This window comes from Acetobacterium sp. (genome assembly GCF_039830195.1).
In the GTDB taxonomy this organism is placed as follows: Bacteria; Bacillota; Clostridia; order Eubacteriales; family Eubacteriaceae; genus Acetobacterium.
Window position 1 is genome coordinate 19607 of the sequence record NZ_JBDODG010000006.1, and the last position, 17132, is coordinate 36738.

Sequence of the window (17132 nt, forward strand, 5' to 3'; positions counted from 1 at the left end):
TAAATACCAAAGAGTAGTTGGTCTTTTGAACGGCCATATAATAAAATCTAAGATACTACATCATTTTTTTTATTTTTACTATCATTTTTCTGACCCAAAATCATAATTGGTTCAACTTGTTTCTCAACGACTTCTTTGGTTATGATCACTTTTTCGATGTGTTCATTTGAAGGTACTTCAAACATAATGTCAAGCATTATGTTCTCAATGATCCCCCTAAGACCTCTGGCGCCGGTTTTCGTATCCATCGCTTTTTTAGCGATTGCCACGAGAGCATCCTGATGAAATTCCAACTCGACCCCTTCTATTCGGAACATTTTTATATATTGTTTTACCAATGCGTTTCGCGGTTCGGTCAATATTTGAATCAACGACTCTTCATCTAGATGTTCCAATGAAGCTATCACTGGAATTCGTCCAATAAACTCTGGAATCAGACCATACTTTAATAGATCCTGAGGCGTAACAGAGCTCAGGTTGTCCTCTTCGATTTTTTCTTTAGAACTGCGAATATCAGCTCCAAATCCCATCGAACTTTTTTCTGTTCGCTGTTCAATCACCTTATCCATCCCGTCAAACGCACCACCGCAAATGAATAAAATATTATTGGTGTTAATCTGAATGAAATCCTGGTGGGGGTGTTTTCGTCCACCTTGGGGTGGAACATTAGCAACTGTACCTTCCAAGATTTTTAGAAGTGCCTGCTGTACGCCTTCGCCGCTGACATCCCGGGTGATGGATGGATTGTCACCTTTTCGGGCGATTTTATCAATCTCATCAATATAGATGATGCCTTTTTCTGCCTTGGCCACATCGAAATTTGCTGCTTGAAGGAGTTTTAATAGAATATTCTCAACATCTTCACCGACATAACCGGCTTCAGTTAATGAGGTCGCATCAGCTATCGCAAAAGGTACATTCAGAACTCGGGCCAATGTTTGCGCCAGTAGCGTTTTTCCTGATCCAGTTGGTCCTATTAAAAGAATATTACTTTTCTGCAATTCGACTTCAGCATCATTTTCATCCATCGCAGTGATCCGTTTGTAATGATTGTAAACAGCCACAGCCAGCGCGCGCTTGGCGCGGTTTTGAGCAATGACATATTCACTAAGTTTTTGTTTAATTTCTTTTGGTTTGGGGACATCGTCAAAGACGATATCATCAGGCATACTGTCCACATCCATGATTTCTTCGCAGAGCTCAATACATTCATTGCAAATATAAACACCTGGTCCTGCGACCATTCGTTTTACCTGAGATTGGCTTTTACCACAAAAGGAACATCGAGCATTTTCGATGCTGTCTTCATTTCTTGCCATTTTTAAGCCTCCTATCTCGACACAATGATCTCATCAATCAATCCGTAGGCCTTCGCTTCGTCAGGATCCATAAAATTATCGCGATCAGTATCTTTAGCAATTGTTTCCAGGGGTTGTCCTGTCCGTTCGCTAAGTATTAAATTCAAATTTTCTCGTGTTTTTATCAGCCGTCTGGCGTAAATTTCAACATCAGTACTTTGGCCCTGGGCGCCGCCCAATGGCTGATGTATCATAATTTCACTGTTCGGCAGGGAAAAGCGTTTTCCCTTTTTTCCGGCTGCTAGTAAAAACGCCCCCATGGATGCCGCCATGCCCACGCAAATGGTGGACACATCACAGCGAATATAGTTCATGGTATCGTAGATAGCCAGCCCTGCAGTGACTGATCCGCCGGGACTGTTAATATAGATCTGGATGTCTTTTTCAGCATTATCAGCTTCTAAAAAAATCAATTGTCCAACAATCAGTGAAGAAAGATTCTCATTTATTTCGCCATTTAAAAATATGATTCGTTCTTTCAACAACCTTGAAAACAGATCATATGATCGTTCTCCCCGGCCGGTCTGTTCAACGACCATCGGTACCAGATTGTTGGAAATTAACGATTGTGATGTTTTACTTGTTAGCATGAATACACTTTCCTGCTTTCTTATTAATTATTCAGAAATTTTAGTTGTGGCCGCATCTACCAGCATTTCCACTGTCTTTCTTCTGATAATATTTGCTTTGATATAGTCTAACATTCTTTCCTGAAGACCTTTTTTATATTCTTCAAAATCATGACCATAAGCATCAGCAAATACTTTTATTTCTTCATCGACTTCTACTTCAGTTGCTTCTAAAGCTTCCATTTCACCAATTTTTGAAAGGATTAATTCGGTTTTAATATTTCTTTCCGCATCCTCTTTCAGATTGTCTCTGAACTCATCTCGATTAACATTGGTAAATTTAAAATAATCATCTAAAGAAATTCCCTGTTGTTTCATCTGTGACTCGAAGTTTTGTAAATTGTTATCTACTTCTTCCTCAATCATTAAATAAGGCACATCAATTTCGGCATTTTCCACTGCATAATTTACTGCTGTGATTTCTGCCGCTTTTCTCAGTTCAGCAGTTTTTGCAGCTTTTAAGCGTGCTTCAATATCTGCTTTCAGTTCTTCCAATGTATCGAATTCACTGGTATCTTTGGCAAAATCATCGTCTAATTCCGGTAATTCTTTTTCCTTGATTCCCTTAACTGCTACTTTAAATACCACCGCTTGACCTTTTAGGTTTTCGGCATAGTATTCATCTGGGAAGGTTACATTAACGGTTGCTTCTTCTCCAATTTTTGCGCCGATTAATTGCTCTTCAAAGCCTGGAATAAAGGTTCCACTGCCGATAACCAGATCATGATCTGTGTCTTTTCCACCAATAAAAGGTTCATCATTTAAAAACCCTTCATAATCAATGGTAACTGTGGCACCGTCTTTAACTTCGCCTGCTTCCAAAGTAACCAGTCGGGCATTTTGATCTTGCATTTTGGCCAGATCTTCGGCGATTTCTTCGGCTGTGATAACAGCTTCTAAAGAATCAACTTCAGCTCCTTTGTATTCGCCCAGTTTAATTTCAGGTTTAACCCCAACTTTGACGATAAAGGTTGCCCCCTCTTCTTCACTGATCTTTTCAATATTTTCAAGGTCAGGTCGGGTTACCGGTTTAATTTCTGTTTCTTCCAATGCACTTGTATAAGCTGGTGCAAATGCAAAGTCAATGGCATCCTCCATAAATACATTTTTCCCATAGTAGGATTCAATAACCTGTTTAGGCACTTTCCCTTTTCTAAATCCTGGAACCGAAAAACGTTTTTTATTTTTATCATAGGACTTTTTAACAGCCTGTGAGTATTCCTCCGGACTAATTTCAATTTTTAGGGTTGCAATATTTTTTTCAATACTTTCTACTGTAGCACTCATGTTATCCTCCGTATCTTTCACTATAAATTATATTCACATTCAATTTTAACAGTATATCATAGGTATATTTTCATATCAAGGATGAAAATTAGGGTGTTTAAGAAATATTATGGGTGTATGCAGTCAAATTTAGCAAAGATGATGCATCCCATTAAAAAACTGCCTCAATTGAGACAGTTTTATCAATCAGCCACCCAAATAGGCTTGCTGGACTTCCGGGTTTACCAGCAGATCTCTGGCATTGCCTGAAAGTTTGATATATCCGGTTTCCAGAACATAGGCGCGATTAGCAATATGCAAAGCTTTGTTGGCATTCTGTTCGACAAGCAATACAGTTGTTCCGGCATCGTTAACTGTTTGGATCATGTTAAAGATCTCATCAACCAGAAGTGGTGCCAGACCCATTGATGGTTCATCGAGAAGAATCAGCTTGGGTCGCGTCATTAAAGCCCGGCCCATTGCCAGCATTTGTTGCTCACCACCACTCAATGTTCCGGCAATTTGTTTAATGCGTTCCTTAAGCCGGGGAAAATTCAAGAATATTTTTTCCATATCTTCCTGGATTTGATCCTTATCATTTCTGATATAGGCACCCATTTGCAGGTTTTCAAAAACAGTCATTTCTGCAAAAATTCGCCGCCCCTCGGGAACATGGGCAATTCCCAAAACTGGGATCTGATGGGCCGGCACCTTGTTGAGATTTTCGCCCTCAAAGGATATCATCCCTTCGCTGGGTTTTAATAGCCCCGAAATGGTCTGGAGAATAGTAGTTTTTCCGGCACCGTTGGCACCGATAAGGGTTACGATCTCACCCTCATTCACCTCAAAGCTAATTCCTTTAATCGCATGAATTTTTCCGTAATGTACATTCAAATCTTTTACTTTTAGCATGTGCGGCCTCCTAATCTCCTAAATAAGCACGAATAACGTCAGGGTTGTTCTTGATTTCATCCGGAGTACCTTCTGCAATAGTTTTACCATAATCGACGACGATTATACGTTCGCAAATTCCCATTACCAATTTCATATCATGTTCAATGAGCAAAACGGTAATATCAAATTTATTTCTGATAAAGTGGATGGTTTCCATGAGCTCAGCCGTTTCATTGGGATTCATACCCGCTGCTGGTTCATCTAACATCAGTACTTTAGGATCTGAAGCCAACGCTCTGGCTATTTCAAGCTTTCGCTGCTGGCCATAGGGCAGGTTTTTTGCCAGTGTATCAGCATATTCGCCCATATCAAAGATATCCAGCAGTTTCATACATTCTTCCTGAGCCTTCTTTTCTTCGTCCCAGAATTTTTTTGTTCTGAACATTCCCTGAATCATATTATAGTCAATAAAATTATGATAAGCTATTTTTACATTTTCAACAGCTGTCAGGTCTTTAAATAAGCGGATATTCTGGAAGGTTCGACTGGCACCCAGTTTGACGATTTCATGGGGTGTTTTTTTGATGATACTTTGATCATTAAGAATGATCTCCCCCATGGTTGGCACGTAAACCCCGGTGAGCATATTGAAAATCGTTGTTTTTCCGGCTCCATTGGGTCCGATTAAGCCAACCAGCTCGTTGGCGTTTAATTCAAGATTAAACTGATCAACGGCTGTCAGTCCACCAAATTGCATGGTAATATTTTTTGCAGACAAAACGGTCATGATGCTTCACCTCCGCCAATGGATTTATTTACATTTTTTCGTTGAATTAGTGACTCAATGAAGGATGTCAGCGAAAATTCAGATCTTCCAAAAATTCCCTGAGGCCGGAAAATCATCATAATAATCAATACCAGCGAATAGACGAGTAAACGATACTCGGCAAAGCTACGGAGCATTTCCGGCAGTACCGTCAGCACAATAGCCGAGATGATCGAACCAGTTAAGCTTCCTAAACCTCCTAAAACAACAATGACGAACATTTCGATTGAGAACATAAAACCGAACTTACTGGGTTCCAGAAATGATTGGTAGTGGGCATACAATGCACCGCCAACACCAGCAAAAAATGCTGCTAAAGAAAACGCCAATACCTTGTATCGGGTAGTTGGGATTCCAGCTGCTTCTGACGCGATCTCGTCTTCTCTGATAGAAATAATCGCGCGGCCCTGTTTAGAACGACCCAAAGTGAAAATTAGAAATGCAATGACAATTGTGACCCAATATACATTGTGAAAATTAACCAATCTGGTAATCCCCTTTAATCCTGCTGCGCCACCAGTTGGCCCAAAATTAATAAAGAAAATTCGAATAATTTCAGAAAAGCCAATAGTCACGATCCCTAAATAATCGCCTCGTAGTCTCAGTGTTGGTGTCCCGATCAGGAATCCAAAAATTCCGGCAACTATTCCGCCGACAATCATGGCCAGTATGAGGATAAACAGATGAGGCAATGGCAATCCACTGTCGACCAACATCATTGAAAAACTGGCTGAAGCGTAGGCGCCAATAGCCATAAAACCGGCATGTCCCAAAGCCATCTCACCCAAAAATCCGGCGACGATATTCAAACTCATGGCCATGACAATCATTATACAGGTCATAATTGCAATTCCGACAAAATAGTTATTCATGGTTTTTGTCTGGATTAGCACAAAGAATACCAGATAGAGCGCAACAACGGCAATAGTATTGACTAAATATGCTTTTTTCTTATTATGATCCATCGTCTATACCTTCTCTCTCGTATTTTTGCCCAGAATACCGGTTGGTTTGAAAAGAAGAACAATGATCAAAATTGCAAAAACAATGGCATCCGCCCAGGTTGTTGAAAGATATGCTTTTGTCATTGTTTCGACCATCCCAATGATAAATCCACCCAACATGGCGCCCGGAATGATCCCGATACCGCCTAAAACAGCTGCAATAAAAGCTTTAAGTCCCGGCATTACACCCATGGTCGGGTAAACCTGGATATACGCCACACTGTAAAGAACCCCTCCCAGTGCACCCAAAGCCGAACCTACAGCAAAAGTAAGTGAAATGGTACGATTAACATTAATACCCATCAGAATCGCAGCATCCTTGTCTTCTGATACGGCACGCATGGCACGACCCTGTTTTGTTTTGCGGATATAAAGATCCAGTAATACCATAAAAAATAATGACAAACCTATGGTAATCAGAGTGGTTGAGCTGATTTCGATTTCACCTAATTTATAAATGGTCTCGGGAAATATTTTTGGCATAACTTTTGGATCCGGCTTGAAAATAATCAGTGCCAGATTTTGTAAAAACAAACTCACACCAATGGCAGTAATCAGTGCTGATAACCTGGGCGCATTTCTAAGTGGCCGATAGGCGATAAATTCAATAGCTACACCAATAATAGCCATAATAATCATTGACGATAAAAGTACCGCCCAAACCGGCAGATGAAAGCTGGTGGCAGCAATGAATGCAAAATACGCGCCGAACATCATGATTTCACCATGGGCAAAGTTGATAAGTTTAATAATGCCATATACCATGGTATAACCGATTGCGATGAGCGCATAGATACTCCCTACGTTAAGCCCGTTGATCAGCTGTTGCAGAAATAAATTCACGATGTATCCTCCTTTGTAGAATAACATAAAATGGATATAGAAGAGATTACCCTCTCCTATATCCCTTGTACTTTTTGAAATGTTGTAATTTACTGAATACTATTTATTAACAACTGTGGAATCGTATTTTAATTGACCGCCATCGATTTTAATAATAGTTACTTCTTTGTCTTTTGGATTTCCCTCTTCGTCAAACTTCAAGGTTCCGGTAACACCTGGGTGATCTGTCGCTTTTAAAGCTGTGATGATGTCTGCTGACTCAGTTGAACCTGCTGCGGTAATTGCTTCAACCATGGCATAAACGGCATCATAACCTAAAGCTGCAAAAGAGTTTGGCACTTTATCATATTCTGCTTTGTAGGCAGTGATAAAGTTTTGGACTGTTTCAGATGGTGAATCGGCTGCATAATGATTTGTGAAGTAATTTCCCTGAGCGGCATCAGCATATTCTTCCTGTACGCCATCCCAACCATCAGCTCCGACAAATTTTGCAGTAATGCCCATTTCTTTAGCTTTTTGAAGAATTGGACCAACTGTTTGAACATAATCTGGAACAAACACGACATCAGGATTCATTTCCTTGATTTTTGTCAATTGTGCACTGAAATCTTTATCCGCAGTACCGTAAGATTCGGTGCCGGCAATTGTGCCACCTTTAGCAGTAAATGCTCCTTTAAATGCTTCTGATACGCCTTCTGAGTATGGATTACCAGTTCCAATTAATAAAGCAGCTGTCTTTGCGCCTAAGGTAGTGGCAGCAAAGTTGGCAGCAGCCTGACCTTGATAGTCATCCAGGAAGCATGCTCTAAACACATTAGGAGCTTCTTGAGTTACTTCAACGGCTGTTGCTGTTGGCGACAATACTGGCATATTATCCTGAACCATGATGTCTTTCATTGCCAAGGTCTCTCCACTTAAGGTTCCCCCGATTACTGCAACAACACCATCCTGGTCTCTTAATCGATTATAAGCATTGATTGCTTCGGTTTGATCCGCCTTTGAATCATATGCAACCAATTCGATGTTTTTCCCATCAATACCCCCCGCAGCATTAATTTCAGCTACGGCTAATTGTGCACCTTCTTCAGCTGAGCTTCCATAGATAGCAGCATCGCCAGTCATTGGCCCAATAAAGCCAAGCTTAACAACATCTGCACTACCGCCGGATGTCGAACATCCTGCAAATGCAAAAATTGAAGCGGTGAACATAACTACAAGTAAAACACTAACAACTCTTTTCTTCATTTCTTTTCCTCCTTTTTCTTTTCAATGATTATTTATAGTGATTATCATAAACCATTCTTAAGAAAAACACAAGAAATAATTGCTCTGTTCCTATGCTTCTTTAAAATTTTGGCTGCCAAAAACACAGAGACTGCGCAGCATACACCCGCCGCAATTGGGATTTCTTGCCATACAACATTTTCGTCCATGCCAGATGAGCCAATGATGGGCCTGGGACCATTTATCTTTGGGGATATTTTTCATTAACTCTTTTTCGACTTCCAGAACGGTTTTACCCCCGGCCAGACCAATTCGTCGTGAAACCCGAAAAACATGGGTATCCACTGCAATAGCCGGGATATTAAAGGCGTTGCTCATTACCACGTTAGCAGTTTTTCGTCCCACCCCCGGAAGCGTAATCAGTTCATCCATCTGATCTGGAACAATTCCGTTATATTCTGTCAGCAACCGGTGGCAGGTCAGAATAATATTTCTGGCCTTCGTTTTTGCCAAACCACAGGTTTTAATTTTAGCCAGCAGACCTTCTTCACCCAAAAATAAAATAGCTTCCGGGGTATTGTAGTTTTCAAACAGCTCACTGGTGACAATATTCACCCGGACATCTGTGCATTGTGCCGAAAGGATGGTAGCAATCAGCAATTCAAAGGGGGTATTAAAATCTAAGCCACACTGTTCCTGGCCGTAAAGGCTTTCCAGTGTGGCTAAAATTTGTTCAATCTTCTTTTTTGTCACGAATTTTCATTGAGAATCAGTGCCATAAACACTAAATCTTCTTTACCTGTATTGACAACACTATGGCTACTCTGATCCGGGGTAACCATCACATCCCCGGGACCAATTTCGGATTGCTTACCATTGTCGATAACAATACCATTTCCCTGTAAAAAATAAAATATCTCTCGTTCGCCCACATGCTGATGTTCCCCGATGGAATCTCCGGGTTTCACTGTGATCTGGGCAAAGAGTCGGCAATTTTCCCCAAGGATTTCATTGTCGGTGATATGGCTAATTTCAACATCACCCTTACCACCGCGCATGTTCTGTTTTATTTCCTGGCGTTTCGTTGTATTTTGTATAATCATCATAATCCTCCGTTAGGTAGTTGGTGTTGTTGGTTCGGTTGGCGTCGTCGGTTCGGTTGGATCCGTTGGCTCGGTTGGATCCGTTGGTTCGGTCGGGTCCGTTGGTTCGGTTGGTTCGGTTGGTTCAGTTGGTTCGGTTGGTTCGGTTGGTTCGGTTGGCGTCGTTGGCGTTGTTGGCGTTGTTGGCGTCGTTGGCGTCGTTGGCGTCGTTGGGGTTTCAGTCTTTTTTTCTTCCTCTTCTTTTGTTGTGGTCGTTGTTCCAGCATCTATGGAAGAAGCTCCAGAAGTTTCGCCATCATTGGAAGTTCTTTCCATTTCTGTAATGGTCAGTAAGTCCTGGTCAATAACCATGCTTAAGTAATCTCCATAAATGGCAGCAGCCCTGGAGCTCCCACCGTAAAGCACGTCATTTTCTGGCGTTCCCAACCAGACTGATGTTGTCAGATTTCCTGTAATCCCAGTAAACCATAAATCTTTATTATCATGAGTTGTTCCTGTTTTCCCAGCTGTTGTGTAAATCTGAGACGCCGCTGATCCGGTACCATAACTAACAACACCTTCTAAGATGCTTATCATGTTCGTCGCTGTGGTATCTGCCATTACTTTTTTAGAAGTCACACTGGTATCGCTTTTTGTATATAGTACCTCCCCATTGACCTGTTCCATCTTCGTTATAAAATAGGGTTTGTTATAAACACCGCCATTATTGAACACATTAAAAGCAGCTGCCATTTCCAGCGGTTTGATCCCATACGTCATTCCGCCCAAGGCTGTTGCAAGATTGTAATCCGTATCTTCAAAAGTCGAAATACCCATTGTTTGCATAAATGCCACTGCCGCTTCAGGTCCGACCTTATCATATACCTTAACTGCCGGTATATTATAAGAGTTAACCAGCGCCGTCCGGACTGTGACAGTCCCATGATAGCCACCATCATAATTTCTCGGAGCATAGCCACCAAAATCCGTATAGGCATCCAAAATAGTCGTTGATGGGGTGATCAATCCTTTATCCATAGCTGCTGCATAATAGAGTGGCTTGATGTTTGAACCCGGTTGTCTCGGTGTATTCGCCATATCTATTTGGGTATTTCCCCCGTAATATGCTTTTATCGCTCCATCCAGATCCACTGTTACAATGGACCCAGTTTCATTAGGCATATCTCCGTCCAGTGAGCTGGTCAAACTCTCAATTGCATCTCCTTGCATGGTCGTATTGATGGTCGTATAAATGCGATAGCCGCCATTGGCGATGTTTTCTTTAATATAATCAATCGCCTGATCTTCGGTAATACCGCGTTCCTGCATTACTGCCGATGCTTTAAGTCTTGCATATTCATCCAAAGCCCGGCCGACATAAGCTTCATAGTTGTCGACAATCTGATCATCATTACTAATGGTCGCCGGATCACGGATAACCAGTTCCATTGCATACGCAGCGTCCGCTTCTTCCTGGGTGATGTATTTTTCCTTGACCATTCGTGTTAAAACTTCCAGCTGTCGTTTTTTAGCTGCTTCGAAATCGGTATTGGGAGCATATGCACTTGGCGCCTGTGGCAAACCGGCCAACATGGCGGCTTCAGCCAGATTAACCTGAGAGACCGGCTTATTGAAATAGGTTTGAGCAGCTTCTTCAATCCCATATGCGCCGGAGCCAAAATAATATTCATTAAAGTACATCTCCAGAATTTGCTCCTTCGTATACTTCTCTTCTAATTGAAGCGCTATCGATATCTCCTTCAACTTTCGTACCAGGGACTGATTAAAATTCTGCTCGGTTGCAATATCCGGCAGAAACAACACCCGTGAAAGCTGTTGGGTAATGGTACTGGCACCTTCGCCGATACCATTACTGGCAATATTTGAGAAAAAGGCGCGTACAATCCCCAGTAAGTCAATCCCAAAATGATCATAAAACCGTGAATCCTCTACCGATATCAGCGCCTGTTGCAATTGCACAGGAATCTGATCAATGGTTACATTGGTTCGATTCTTTGTATATAATTCAGCAATCAGAGCATTGTCCGCCGAATAAATCTCTGTCTTATCCTTAGCTTGATACTGATAATCCGAGATATCCATACGATTTGCTGCATATATCGAGTACATTACACCAACTCCGAGAATTCCCAGGACTAAAAGTACAATGAGCACCTTTACTCCAATATGTTTTTTCTTTTTCCGTCTTTTTATCCCTTTTTTTTGCTTTTCACTCATTCCATCACCTTTTCTATTTATTATCTATTAGACGCTTTAGAAGGTCTGTCAATTCGCTGTTATACTCCGCCTGAACGTACAGATGATTTTTTCTGGGTAATGATAACTCCAGACTCCATGCATGCAGAGCCTGATGAGACATTCCAAAAGAATTGATTTCCAAATCATCTCCATGATATAAGGGATCCCCGATAATCGGATTTCCCAGATGCTGTAAATGAACCCTTATTTGGTGGGTTCGTCCAGTTTCCAGAATCAGTTCCACTAACGATGCATCTTTAAACTCTTCCAATACCCGATATCGAGTAATCGATGGTTTTCCTTCATCCATTACAATCCGATGAATACTATCCTCATAAGGTTGGCCGATCGGCGCATCGATAATCCCTTCTGCTCTGGGAAGTTTTCCATGAACAAAGGCATGATAAACCTTCCTGACTTTTCCTGAATTCATTTGGTTTTGTACATAATGATGCACGTACTTATTCTTTGCTACCGCTACTATACCGGTTGTATCTCGATCTAGTCGATTGATAAATCGAATTTTTGCAGAAATTCCCCGATCGTGCCAGTGATAGCTGATGTAATTTGCCAAAGTATCCAATTGGTGACTCTTAGTCGGATGCGTCACACAAAACGGCGGCTTGTTGACGACCAGTAATTCTTCATCTTCGTAAACCACGCTGAGTTTGCCGGACACCGGCGTTCCATCAAGATGTTCCCGGGGCATTTTAATTTCTATGATATCCCCCGTTTTGATTTGCTGTCCCAGAAAACACTCTTTTTGATTTAAACTGATCTTTCCAATCCGCTTAATTTCTCTGATTAATCGGCTGGAGTAGCTGTAACGGGTGACCAGTTCTTCCCTCACCAACTTTTCGTGATTTTCTGATATCTGATATGTATAAACGAGACTGATAATTCTACCCCCGGTTCTGACTTATTTTAAAACTGCTGATTAAATCCATTTTTAATTTGCCTGTTCTAATCAATTTTGCAATTATTTTATAGCAATCATTCAATTATAAAAACATGCATACTATTATACCCTATTTTGCAGTTAGGCTGTTAGATATTTTTTTATTTTAGGTAATTATAGTAGTTTTTCCTGCTTGAAGCTCAGATATGTCCCTCGGCCAATGATAATATGGTCCAATACCGAAATACCAATGAGCTCTCCCGCATCGACAAGGCGTCTGGTAATGCTTTTATCTTCTGTACTGGGTTCTGTCTCTCCGGAGGGGTGGTTATGAGCCAGGACAATTGATGCTGCGTGTTGCTTAATCGCTTTAACGAAAACTTCTCGCGGGTGAACCAATGAAGAATTAAGGGTGCCGCGACTGATATCCTCAACCTTAATCACCTTGTTCTTTGTATCCAGCATGATAATCTTAAAGCACTCCTGTTTAAGGTACTGCATCTCATCCATCAGTAACCCTACGACATCCTGGGGCGAGGTAATTTTAATTTCCGGAAGATCTTTCTGTTTCACCCGAAGGCCAAGCTCAATGGCAGCTTTAATCTGACATGCCTTAACAATACCAACGCCAGACAGGTTTGGGTTTCTTTTCAGCTCCAAAACATCCATTTGATGAAAATAAGACAGATCATTGTCCAGATACTCAATGATTTTTCTGCCAACCTCAACTGATGTGGCATCGCGGGTTCCGGTGCGAATAATAATAGCTAAAAGTTCGGCGTTACTCAAGCTTCCTGATCCATGACGAATCATTTTTTCCTGGGGTCGTTCATCCTCTGGAAGTTCCTTGATCGATGCGTGATAGTTTGACTTTTCGTTCACCATAAGCCTCCTCGTATCAACAATACCACCATTTTAACAGAATCCAAATTTATTTTATACATCTTTCCTAAAATTCTTATTAAAAATTTAATCAAATACTCAATTGTCATAAATTCTTAATAAAAAAGACTCCTCATTTTTCAATGAAGAGCCCTTTAAGATTTGTTATTTATTTTGTTTTATTAGGTCGCATTTCAATTGCGTTTTTCTTACACTTGTCAAAACAGATTCCACAACCAATACACATGTCGTGATCGATAATGTAAGGGGGCTTTTTAATTTCTCCAGTAATTGCATTAACCGGACAGTTTTTTGCACATAATCCGCAGGCAATACAATTTTCTTCAATGATATAGGCAGTCGATTTTCCATATTCCACATCGCCGGAAATACAGTTCATCGGACACTTATCCACACATTCATAACATTGACGACATTTGTCATAATCGATCACTGCACAATTATTAACAACTGTAATCGCGTCAAATCTACATGCTTTAACACACGCACCACAAGCAATACACGCAGTTGTACATGACAATCTGGCAATTTTCCCTTTATCCAGATTATGGCATTTTACAATAACTTCCTGAACTGCCGGAACTAGATGCATAATCGATTTTGGACAGGCATCCACACATTTACCACAGGATGTACATTTTTCCGGATCAATTTTAGGCAATCCATCTTCTCCCATAACAATGGCATCAAAAGGACACACAGCCTTACAGGTTCCTAATCCCATACAACCATAACGGCAGCCTTTGGCCCCGCCGGAAGCAATCATGGCTTCACGACAATCCATTTCGCCATAGTATTCGGCCCGGTTTGGAGCTGTTTCGCAAGTACCCTGACAAATAACAGTGGCAACCTTTTTTACTGCACTCCCTGCTTCCATGCCCATAATTTCAGCAATGGCCGCAGTACAATCTGCACCCCCGACTGGACAGGCATCAATTGCTGCTGTTCCTTTTACAATTCCTGATGCTAAAGCATCACAACCTGGCAAACCACAACCGCCACAGTTTGCACCGGGAAGAGCCGCTCTTACCATTGGCACCCGCGGATCTTCATAAACTTCAAATACTTTGGCTGCAATCGCAAGACCAATCCCAAAAACTAAACCAAATACACCGAGGATACCGACTGGAACTAAAATCGCATTTATCATTTCCATATCCTCCTAACCCAGTTTCATTCCGGAGAATCCCAAAAATGCGATCGCCATTAATCCGGCTGTCAACAATGCAATCGGGAAACCTTCAAGAGATTTTGGTACCGCTGACGTTTCAAGGCGTTCACGAATACCAGCGAATAAGACAATAGCAAGGGTGAAGCCTAAAGCTGCACCAATACCATGGAAAATCGTTTCAATAAAATTATATTGAAATTGGATGTTAAGCAAAGCAACCCCTAAAACCGCACAATTCGTTGTAATTAAAGGAAGGTATACACCCAGGGCTTGATACAGTGATGGACTAGCTTTTTTGATGACCATTTCGACTAACTGTACCAGAGTCGCAATTACCAAAATAAATGCAATTGTCTGTAAATAACCCAACCCTAGTGGATTAAGAATCGAATATTGAACTACATAAGTGATAGCAGAAGCCAGCGCCATTACAAAGGTAACCGCAACACCCATACCAACAGCGGTTTCAACTTGTTTAGAAACCCCTAAAAACGGACAAATACCTAAAAATCGCGACAGTACAAAGTTATTGACAAAAATTGCACTGATCATTATAAAAATTAAAGTCATCGATATCTCCCCCTATGCCTTTTTCGTTTTCCAGTTAATGAGGCCAATCAAAAGACCAAGGGTCAAAAATGCCCCAGGAGGTAGGATCATCAACAATACCGGTTCATACGCTTCGCCGAATAGTGAAAACCCAAAAATACTGCCTGCCCCTAAAATTTCACGGATTGAGCCTAAAATTGTTAAGGCCAAAGTGAATCCAAGACCCATTCCAAGCCCGTCCGCAAATGAATCAGCGATTCCATTTCCAAATGCAAATGCTTCTGCTCGGCCCAGAATGATACAGTTTACAACGATCAGGGGAATAAACAACCCTAATGACGCATCCAGAGCAGGCAAATAAGCTTTCATCAACATTCCAACGATCGTAACAAAAGAAGCGATAATAACAACGAAAGCAGGGATTCTGATATTATCAGGAATCACTTTTCTGAGTGCCGAAATTACAACGTTCGAACAAATCAATACTGCACAAGTGGCCAACCCCATACCCATACCATTAATAGCGGATGTAGTTACCGCCAGGGTAGGACACATCCCCAGCAAAAGTACAAAGATAGGATTCTCTTTAATAATACCTTTTTTTAGATTTTGCATAAAATTCATCTAAATATCCCCCCTATTCCGACAAAGTCTGGTAAACTTGAATCGATGTATTTACACCTTCAGTAACCGCCTTAGATGTAATGGTTGATCCAGTAATAGCCTGAATTTCATTACTGCCTTCTTTAGCAGTTCCTTTTACCACAACTAGCTCTTCTGTTGCTGATTTTCCAGTAAACTGATCATTCCATTCACCAGTAGCCAAGGCTCCTAAACCTGGAGTCTCATTATGTTTAATAATCGTGATCCCGGTGATAACGCCCTCAGATGAAACGCCAGTTAAAACCTGAACTTCACCACCAAATCCACTGGTTGGACCCGTTTTAACCGTGTAACCGACAACTTCACCATTATTTTTACCAGCGTAAATTTCTAGTAATTCTTCCGGTTTTTCCATACCAATTTCTGTAGCAATTTTCGCTACATCTTCGGCAGAAATTTCTTCAAATTCCGTAGCATCTGACAATACTTCTTGACGTGCTACTGTATTCGCCTGAATATTCATCTCTTCTATTGTACCAGCAGTTACATAATTAGTTAATGCCAAACAACAGGCGGCAACTGCAGAAATGAGAAGTAAAATAAAGCCCAGTTTAAAAACGACTTTCCAGTCAATTTGTACTTTTTCTTTGGTTTCCATTATGCTTTAGCCTCCTTTTTGACCTTAGTCACACCATAAATACGTTCTTTGGTGAAGCGTTCAATCAGAGGTGTTGCAACATTCATCAGCAGAATTGAGTAAGAACATCCTTCTGGATATCCGCCATAGATACGAATGATCATGGTAATTAAGCCACAACCTATTGCATAAATTATTTGACCTTTTGCCGTTACTGGCGACGATGCATAGTCAGTTGCCATAAAGAAGGCACCCAACATAACACCACCCGATACAATATGCACAATTGGATCTTGTCCAACTAGCAGCGCAAAAATTCCCACAGTTAATAAGTAGATCGTTGGAATTCTCCAACTGATGATGCCTTTAAAAATAAGGTACAGTCCACCAATTAATAGAGCAAGTGCTGAAATCTCACCGATACAACCATATACTCCGTTAAGTCCAGTGAAAAGATCCATCGTTGATGGCATACTTGCCAAATCTCCCGCTTTTAACAGAGCCAATGGTGTTGCGGTGGTTACTGTATCTGTTACAGGAATATACGCAGTACTGGTCATATGTCCTGGCCAGGATGCCAACAGGAAGGCTCTTGCTGCCAGGGCCGGGTTGATAAAATTCTGTCCCAAACCACCAAAACATTGTTTTACGATGGCAATGGCAAACACGGAACCCACAACAGCGATCCACCAGGGTGCGTTAATCGGTAAGTTGAATGCTAAAAGCACACCAGTTACAACCGCACTCCAGTCATTGACTGTGATCGGCTTTTTGAGCAGTTTTTGAATAACCGCTTCGGTAACCACTGACGAGATAACACAAATAGCTACTAATGCCAATGCCCATACCCCAAAAACAAATCCTGCGACAGCCAATGCAGGTAACAAAGCAATAATGACATTTTGCATAATATTGGCTGTGGAATGTTTTGCCCGGATATGAGGGGATGATGACACTGTAAGATTTAATTCATTCATCAATATTCC

General features: G+C 41.2%; 18 protein-coding genes. All 18 read right to left on the reverse strand.

Annotation, left to right across the window (positions count from 1 at the left end):
- Nucleotides 1–47: 47 nt before the first annotated feature.
- The gene (clpX, locus tag ABGU93_RS01260; protein ID WP_347411694.1) at nucleotides 48–1319 is read right to left on the reverse strand and encodes an ATP-dependent Clp protease ATP-binding subunit ClpX; all 1272 of its coding nucleotides are present in this window, start codon (nucleotides 1317–1319) and stop codon (nucleotides 48–50) included.
- Between the two features lie 11 nt (nucleotides 1320–1330).
- Complete coding sequence (gene clpP / locus ABGU93_RS01265; RefSeq protein ID WP_347411695.1) at nucleotides 1331–1948, reverse strand: ATP-dependent Clp endopeptidase proteolytic subunit ClpP; 618 nt, start codon at nucleotides 1946–1948, stop codon at nucleotides 1331–1333.
- A 27-nt stretch (nucleotides 1949–1975) separates the two neighbouring features.
- Nucleotides 1976–3274 carry a trigger factor gene (gene tig / locus ABGU93_RS01270; protein ID WP_347411696.1) on the reverse strand — a complete coding sequence of 433 codons (1299 nt, stop codon included), beginning with the start codon at nucleotides 3272–3274 and terminating at the stop codon, nucleotides 1976–1978.
- 186 nt (nucleotides 3275–3460) lie between these two features.
- Nucleotides 3461–4165, reverse strand: a complete 705-nt coding sequence (locus tag ABGU93_RS01275) for an ABC transporter ATP-binding protein (protein ID WP_347411697.1) — start codon at nucleotides 4163–4165, stop codon at nucleotides 3461–3463.
- 10 nt (nucleotides 4166–4175) lie between these two features.
- The gene (locus tag ABGU93_RS01280) at nucleotides 4176–4934 is read right to left on the reverse strand and encodes an ABC transporter ATP-binding protein (protein ID WP_347411698.1); all 759 of its coding nucleotides are present in this window, start codon (nucleotides 4932–4934) and stop codon (nucleotides 4176–4178) included.
- A complete protein-coding gene (locus ABGU93_RS01285; protein ID WP_347411699.1) occupies nucleotides 4931–5938 on the reverse strand; it encodes a branched-chain amino acid ABC transporter permease in 1008 nt (335 codons plus the stop codon). Before ABGU93_RS01285 ends, ABGU93_RS01280 begins: the two co-directional genes overlap by 4 nt.
- A 3-nt stretch (nucleotides 5939–5941) precedes the next feature.
- Complete coding sequence (locus ABGU93_RS01290; protein ID WP_186892985.1) at nucleotides 5942–6847, reverse strand: branched-chain amino acid ABC transporter permease; 906 nt, start codon at nucleotides 6845–6847, stop codon at nucleotides 5942–5944.
- A gap of 72 nt (nucleotides 6848–6919) precedes the next feature.
- Nucleotides 6920–8065 carry an ABC transporter substrate-binding protein gene (locus ABGU93_RS01295; protein WP_347411700.1) on the reverse strand — a complete coding sequence of 382 codons (1146 nt, stop codon included), beginning with the start codon at nucleotides 8063–8065 and terminating at the stop codon, nucleotides 6920–6922.
- Between the two features lie 90 nt (nucleotides 8066–8155).
- On the reverse strand, nucleotides 8156–8797 hold the full coding sequence (nth, locus tag ABGU93_RS01300) for an endonuclease III (RefSeq protein ID WP_347411701.1): 642 nt from the start codon (nucleotides 8795–8797) through the stop codon (nucleotides 8156–8158).
- The gene (locus ABGU93_RS01305; protein ID WP_347411702.1) at nucleotides 8794–9147 is read right to left on the reverse strand and encodes a cupin domain-containing protein; all 354 of its coding nucleotides are present in this window, start codon (nucleotides 9145–9147) and stop codon (nucleotides 8794–8796) included. Before ABGU93_RS01305 ends, nth begins: the two co-directional genes overlap by 4 nt.
- A gap of 12 nt (nucleotides 9148–9159) precedes the next feature.
- On the reverse strand, nucleotides 9160–11364 hold the full coding sequence (locus tag ABGU93_RS01310; RefSeq protein WP_347411703.1) for a PBP1A family penicillin-binding protein: 2205 nt from the start codon (nucleotides 11362–11364) through the stop codon (nucleotides 9160–9162).
- Between the two features lie 13 nt (nucleotides 11365–11377).
- A complete protein-coding gene (locus tag ABGU93_RS01315) occupies nucleotides 11378–12235 on the reverse strand; it encodes an RluA family pseudouridine synthase (protein ID WP_347411704.1) in 858 nt (285 codons plus the stop codon).
- A 222-nt stretch (nucleotides 12236–12457) separates the two neighbouring features.
- A complete protein-coding gene (radC, locus tag ABGU93_RS01320; protein ID WP_347411705.1) occupies nucleotides 12458–13165 on the reverse strand; it encodes a DNA repair protein RadC in 708 nt (235 codons plus the stop codon).
- A gap of 169 nt (nucleotides 13166–13334) precedes the next feature.
- On the reverse strand, nucleotides 13335–14336 hold the full coding sequence (locus ABGU93_RS01325) for a 4Fe-4S binding protein (protein WP_347411706.1): 1002 nt from the start codon (nucleotides 14334–14336) through the stop codon (nucleotides 13335–13337).
- A 12-nt stretch (nucleotides 14337–14348) separates the two neighbouring features.
- Entirely contained in the window at nucleotides 14349–14927 is a 579-nt protein-coding gene (gene rsxA / locus ABGU93_RS01330) for an electron transport complex subunit RsxA (protein ID WP_347411707.1), read from the reverse strand.
- A gap of 12 nt (nucleotides 14928–14939) precedes the next feature.
- Nucleotides 14940–15530, reverse strand: coding sequence for an electron transport complex subunit E (locus ABGU93_RS01335; protein ID WP_347411708.1), 591 nt, complete (start codon nucleotides 15528–15530; stop codon nucleotides 14940–14942).
- Nucleotides 15531–15543: 13 nt separating this feature from the next.
- Nucleotides 15544–16167, reverse strand: coding sequence for an RnfABCDGE type electron transport complex subunit G (locus tag ABGU93_RS01340; protein ID WP_347411709.1), 624 nt, complete (start codon nucleotides 16165–16167; stop codon nucleotides 15544–15546).
- Nucleotides 16167–17123 (reverse strand): RnfABCDGE type electron transport complex subunit D, encoded by a 957-nt coding sequence (locus tag ABGU93_RS01345; protein WP_347411710.1) that lies wholly within the window; start codon nucleotides 17121–17123, stop codon nucleotides 16167–16169. The genes ABGU93_RS01340 and ABGU93_RS01345 overlap by 1 nt, the downstream gene beginning before the upstream one ends.
- Nucleotides 17124–17132 lie beyond the last annotated feature (9 nt).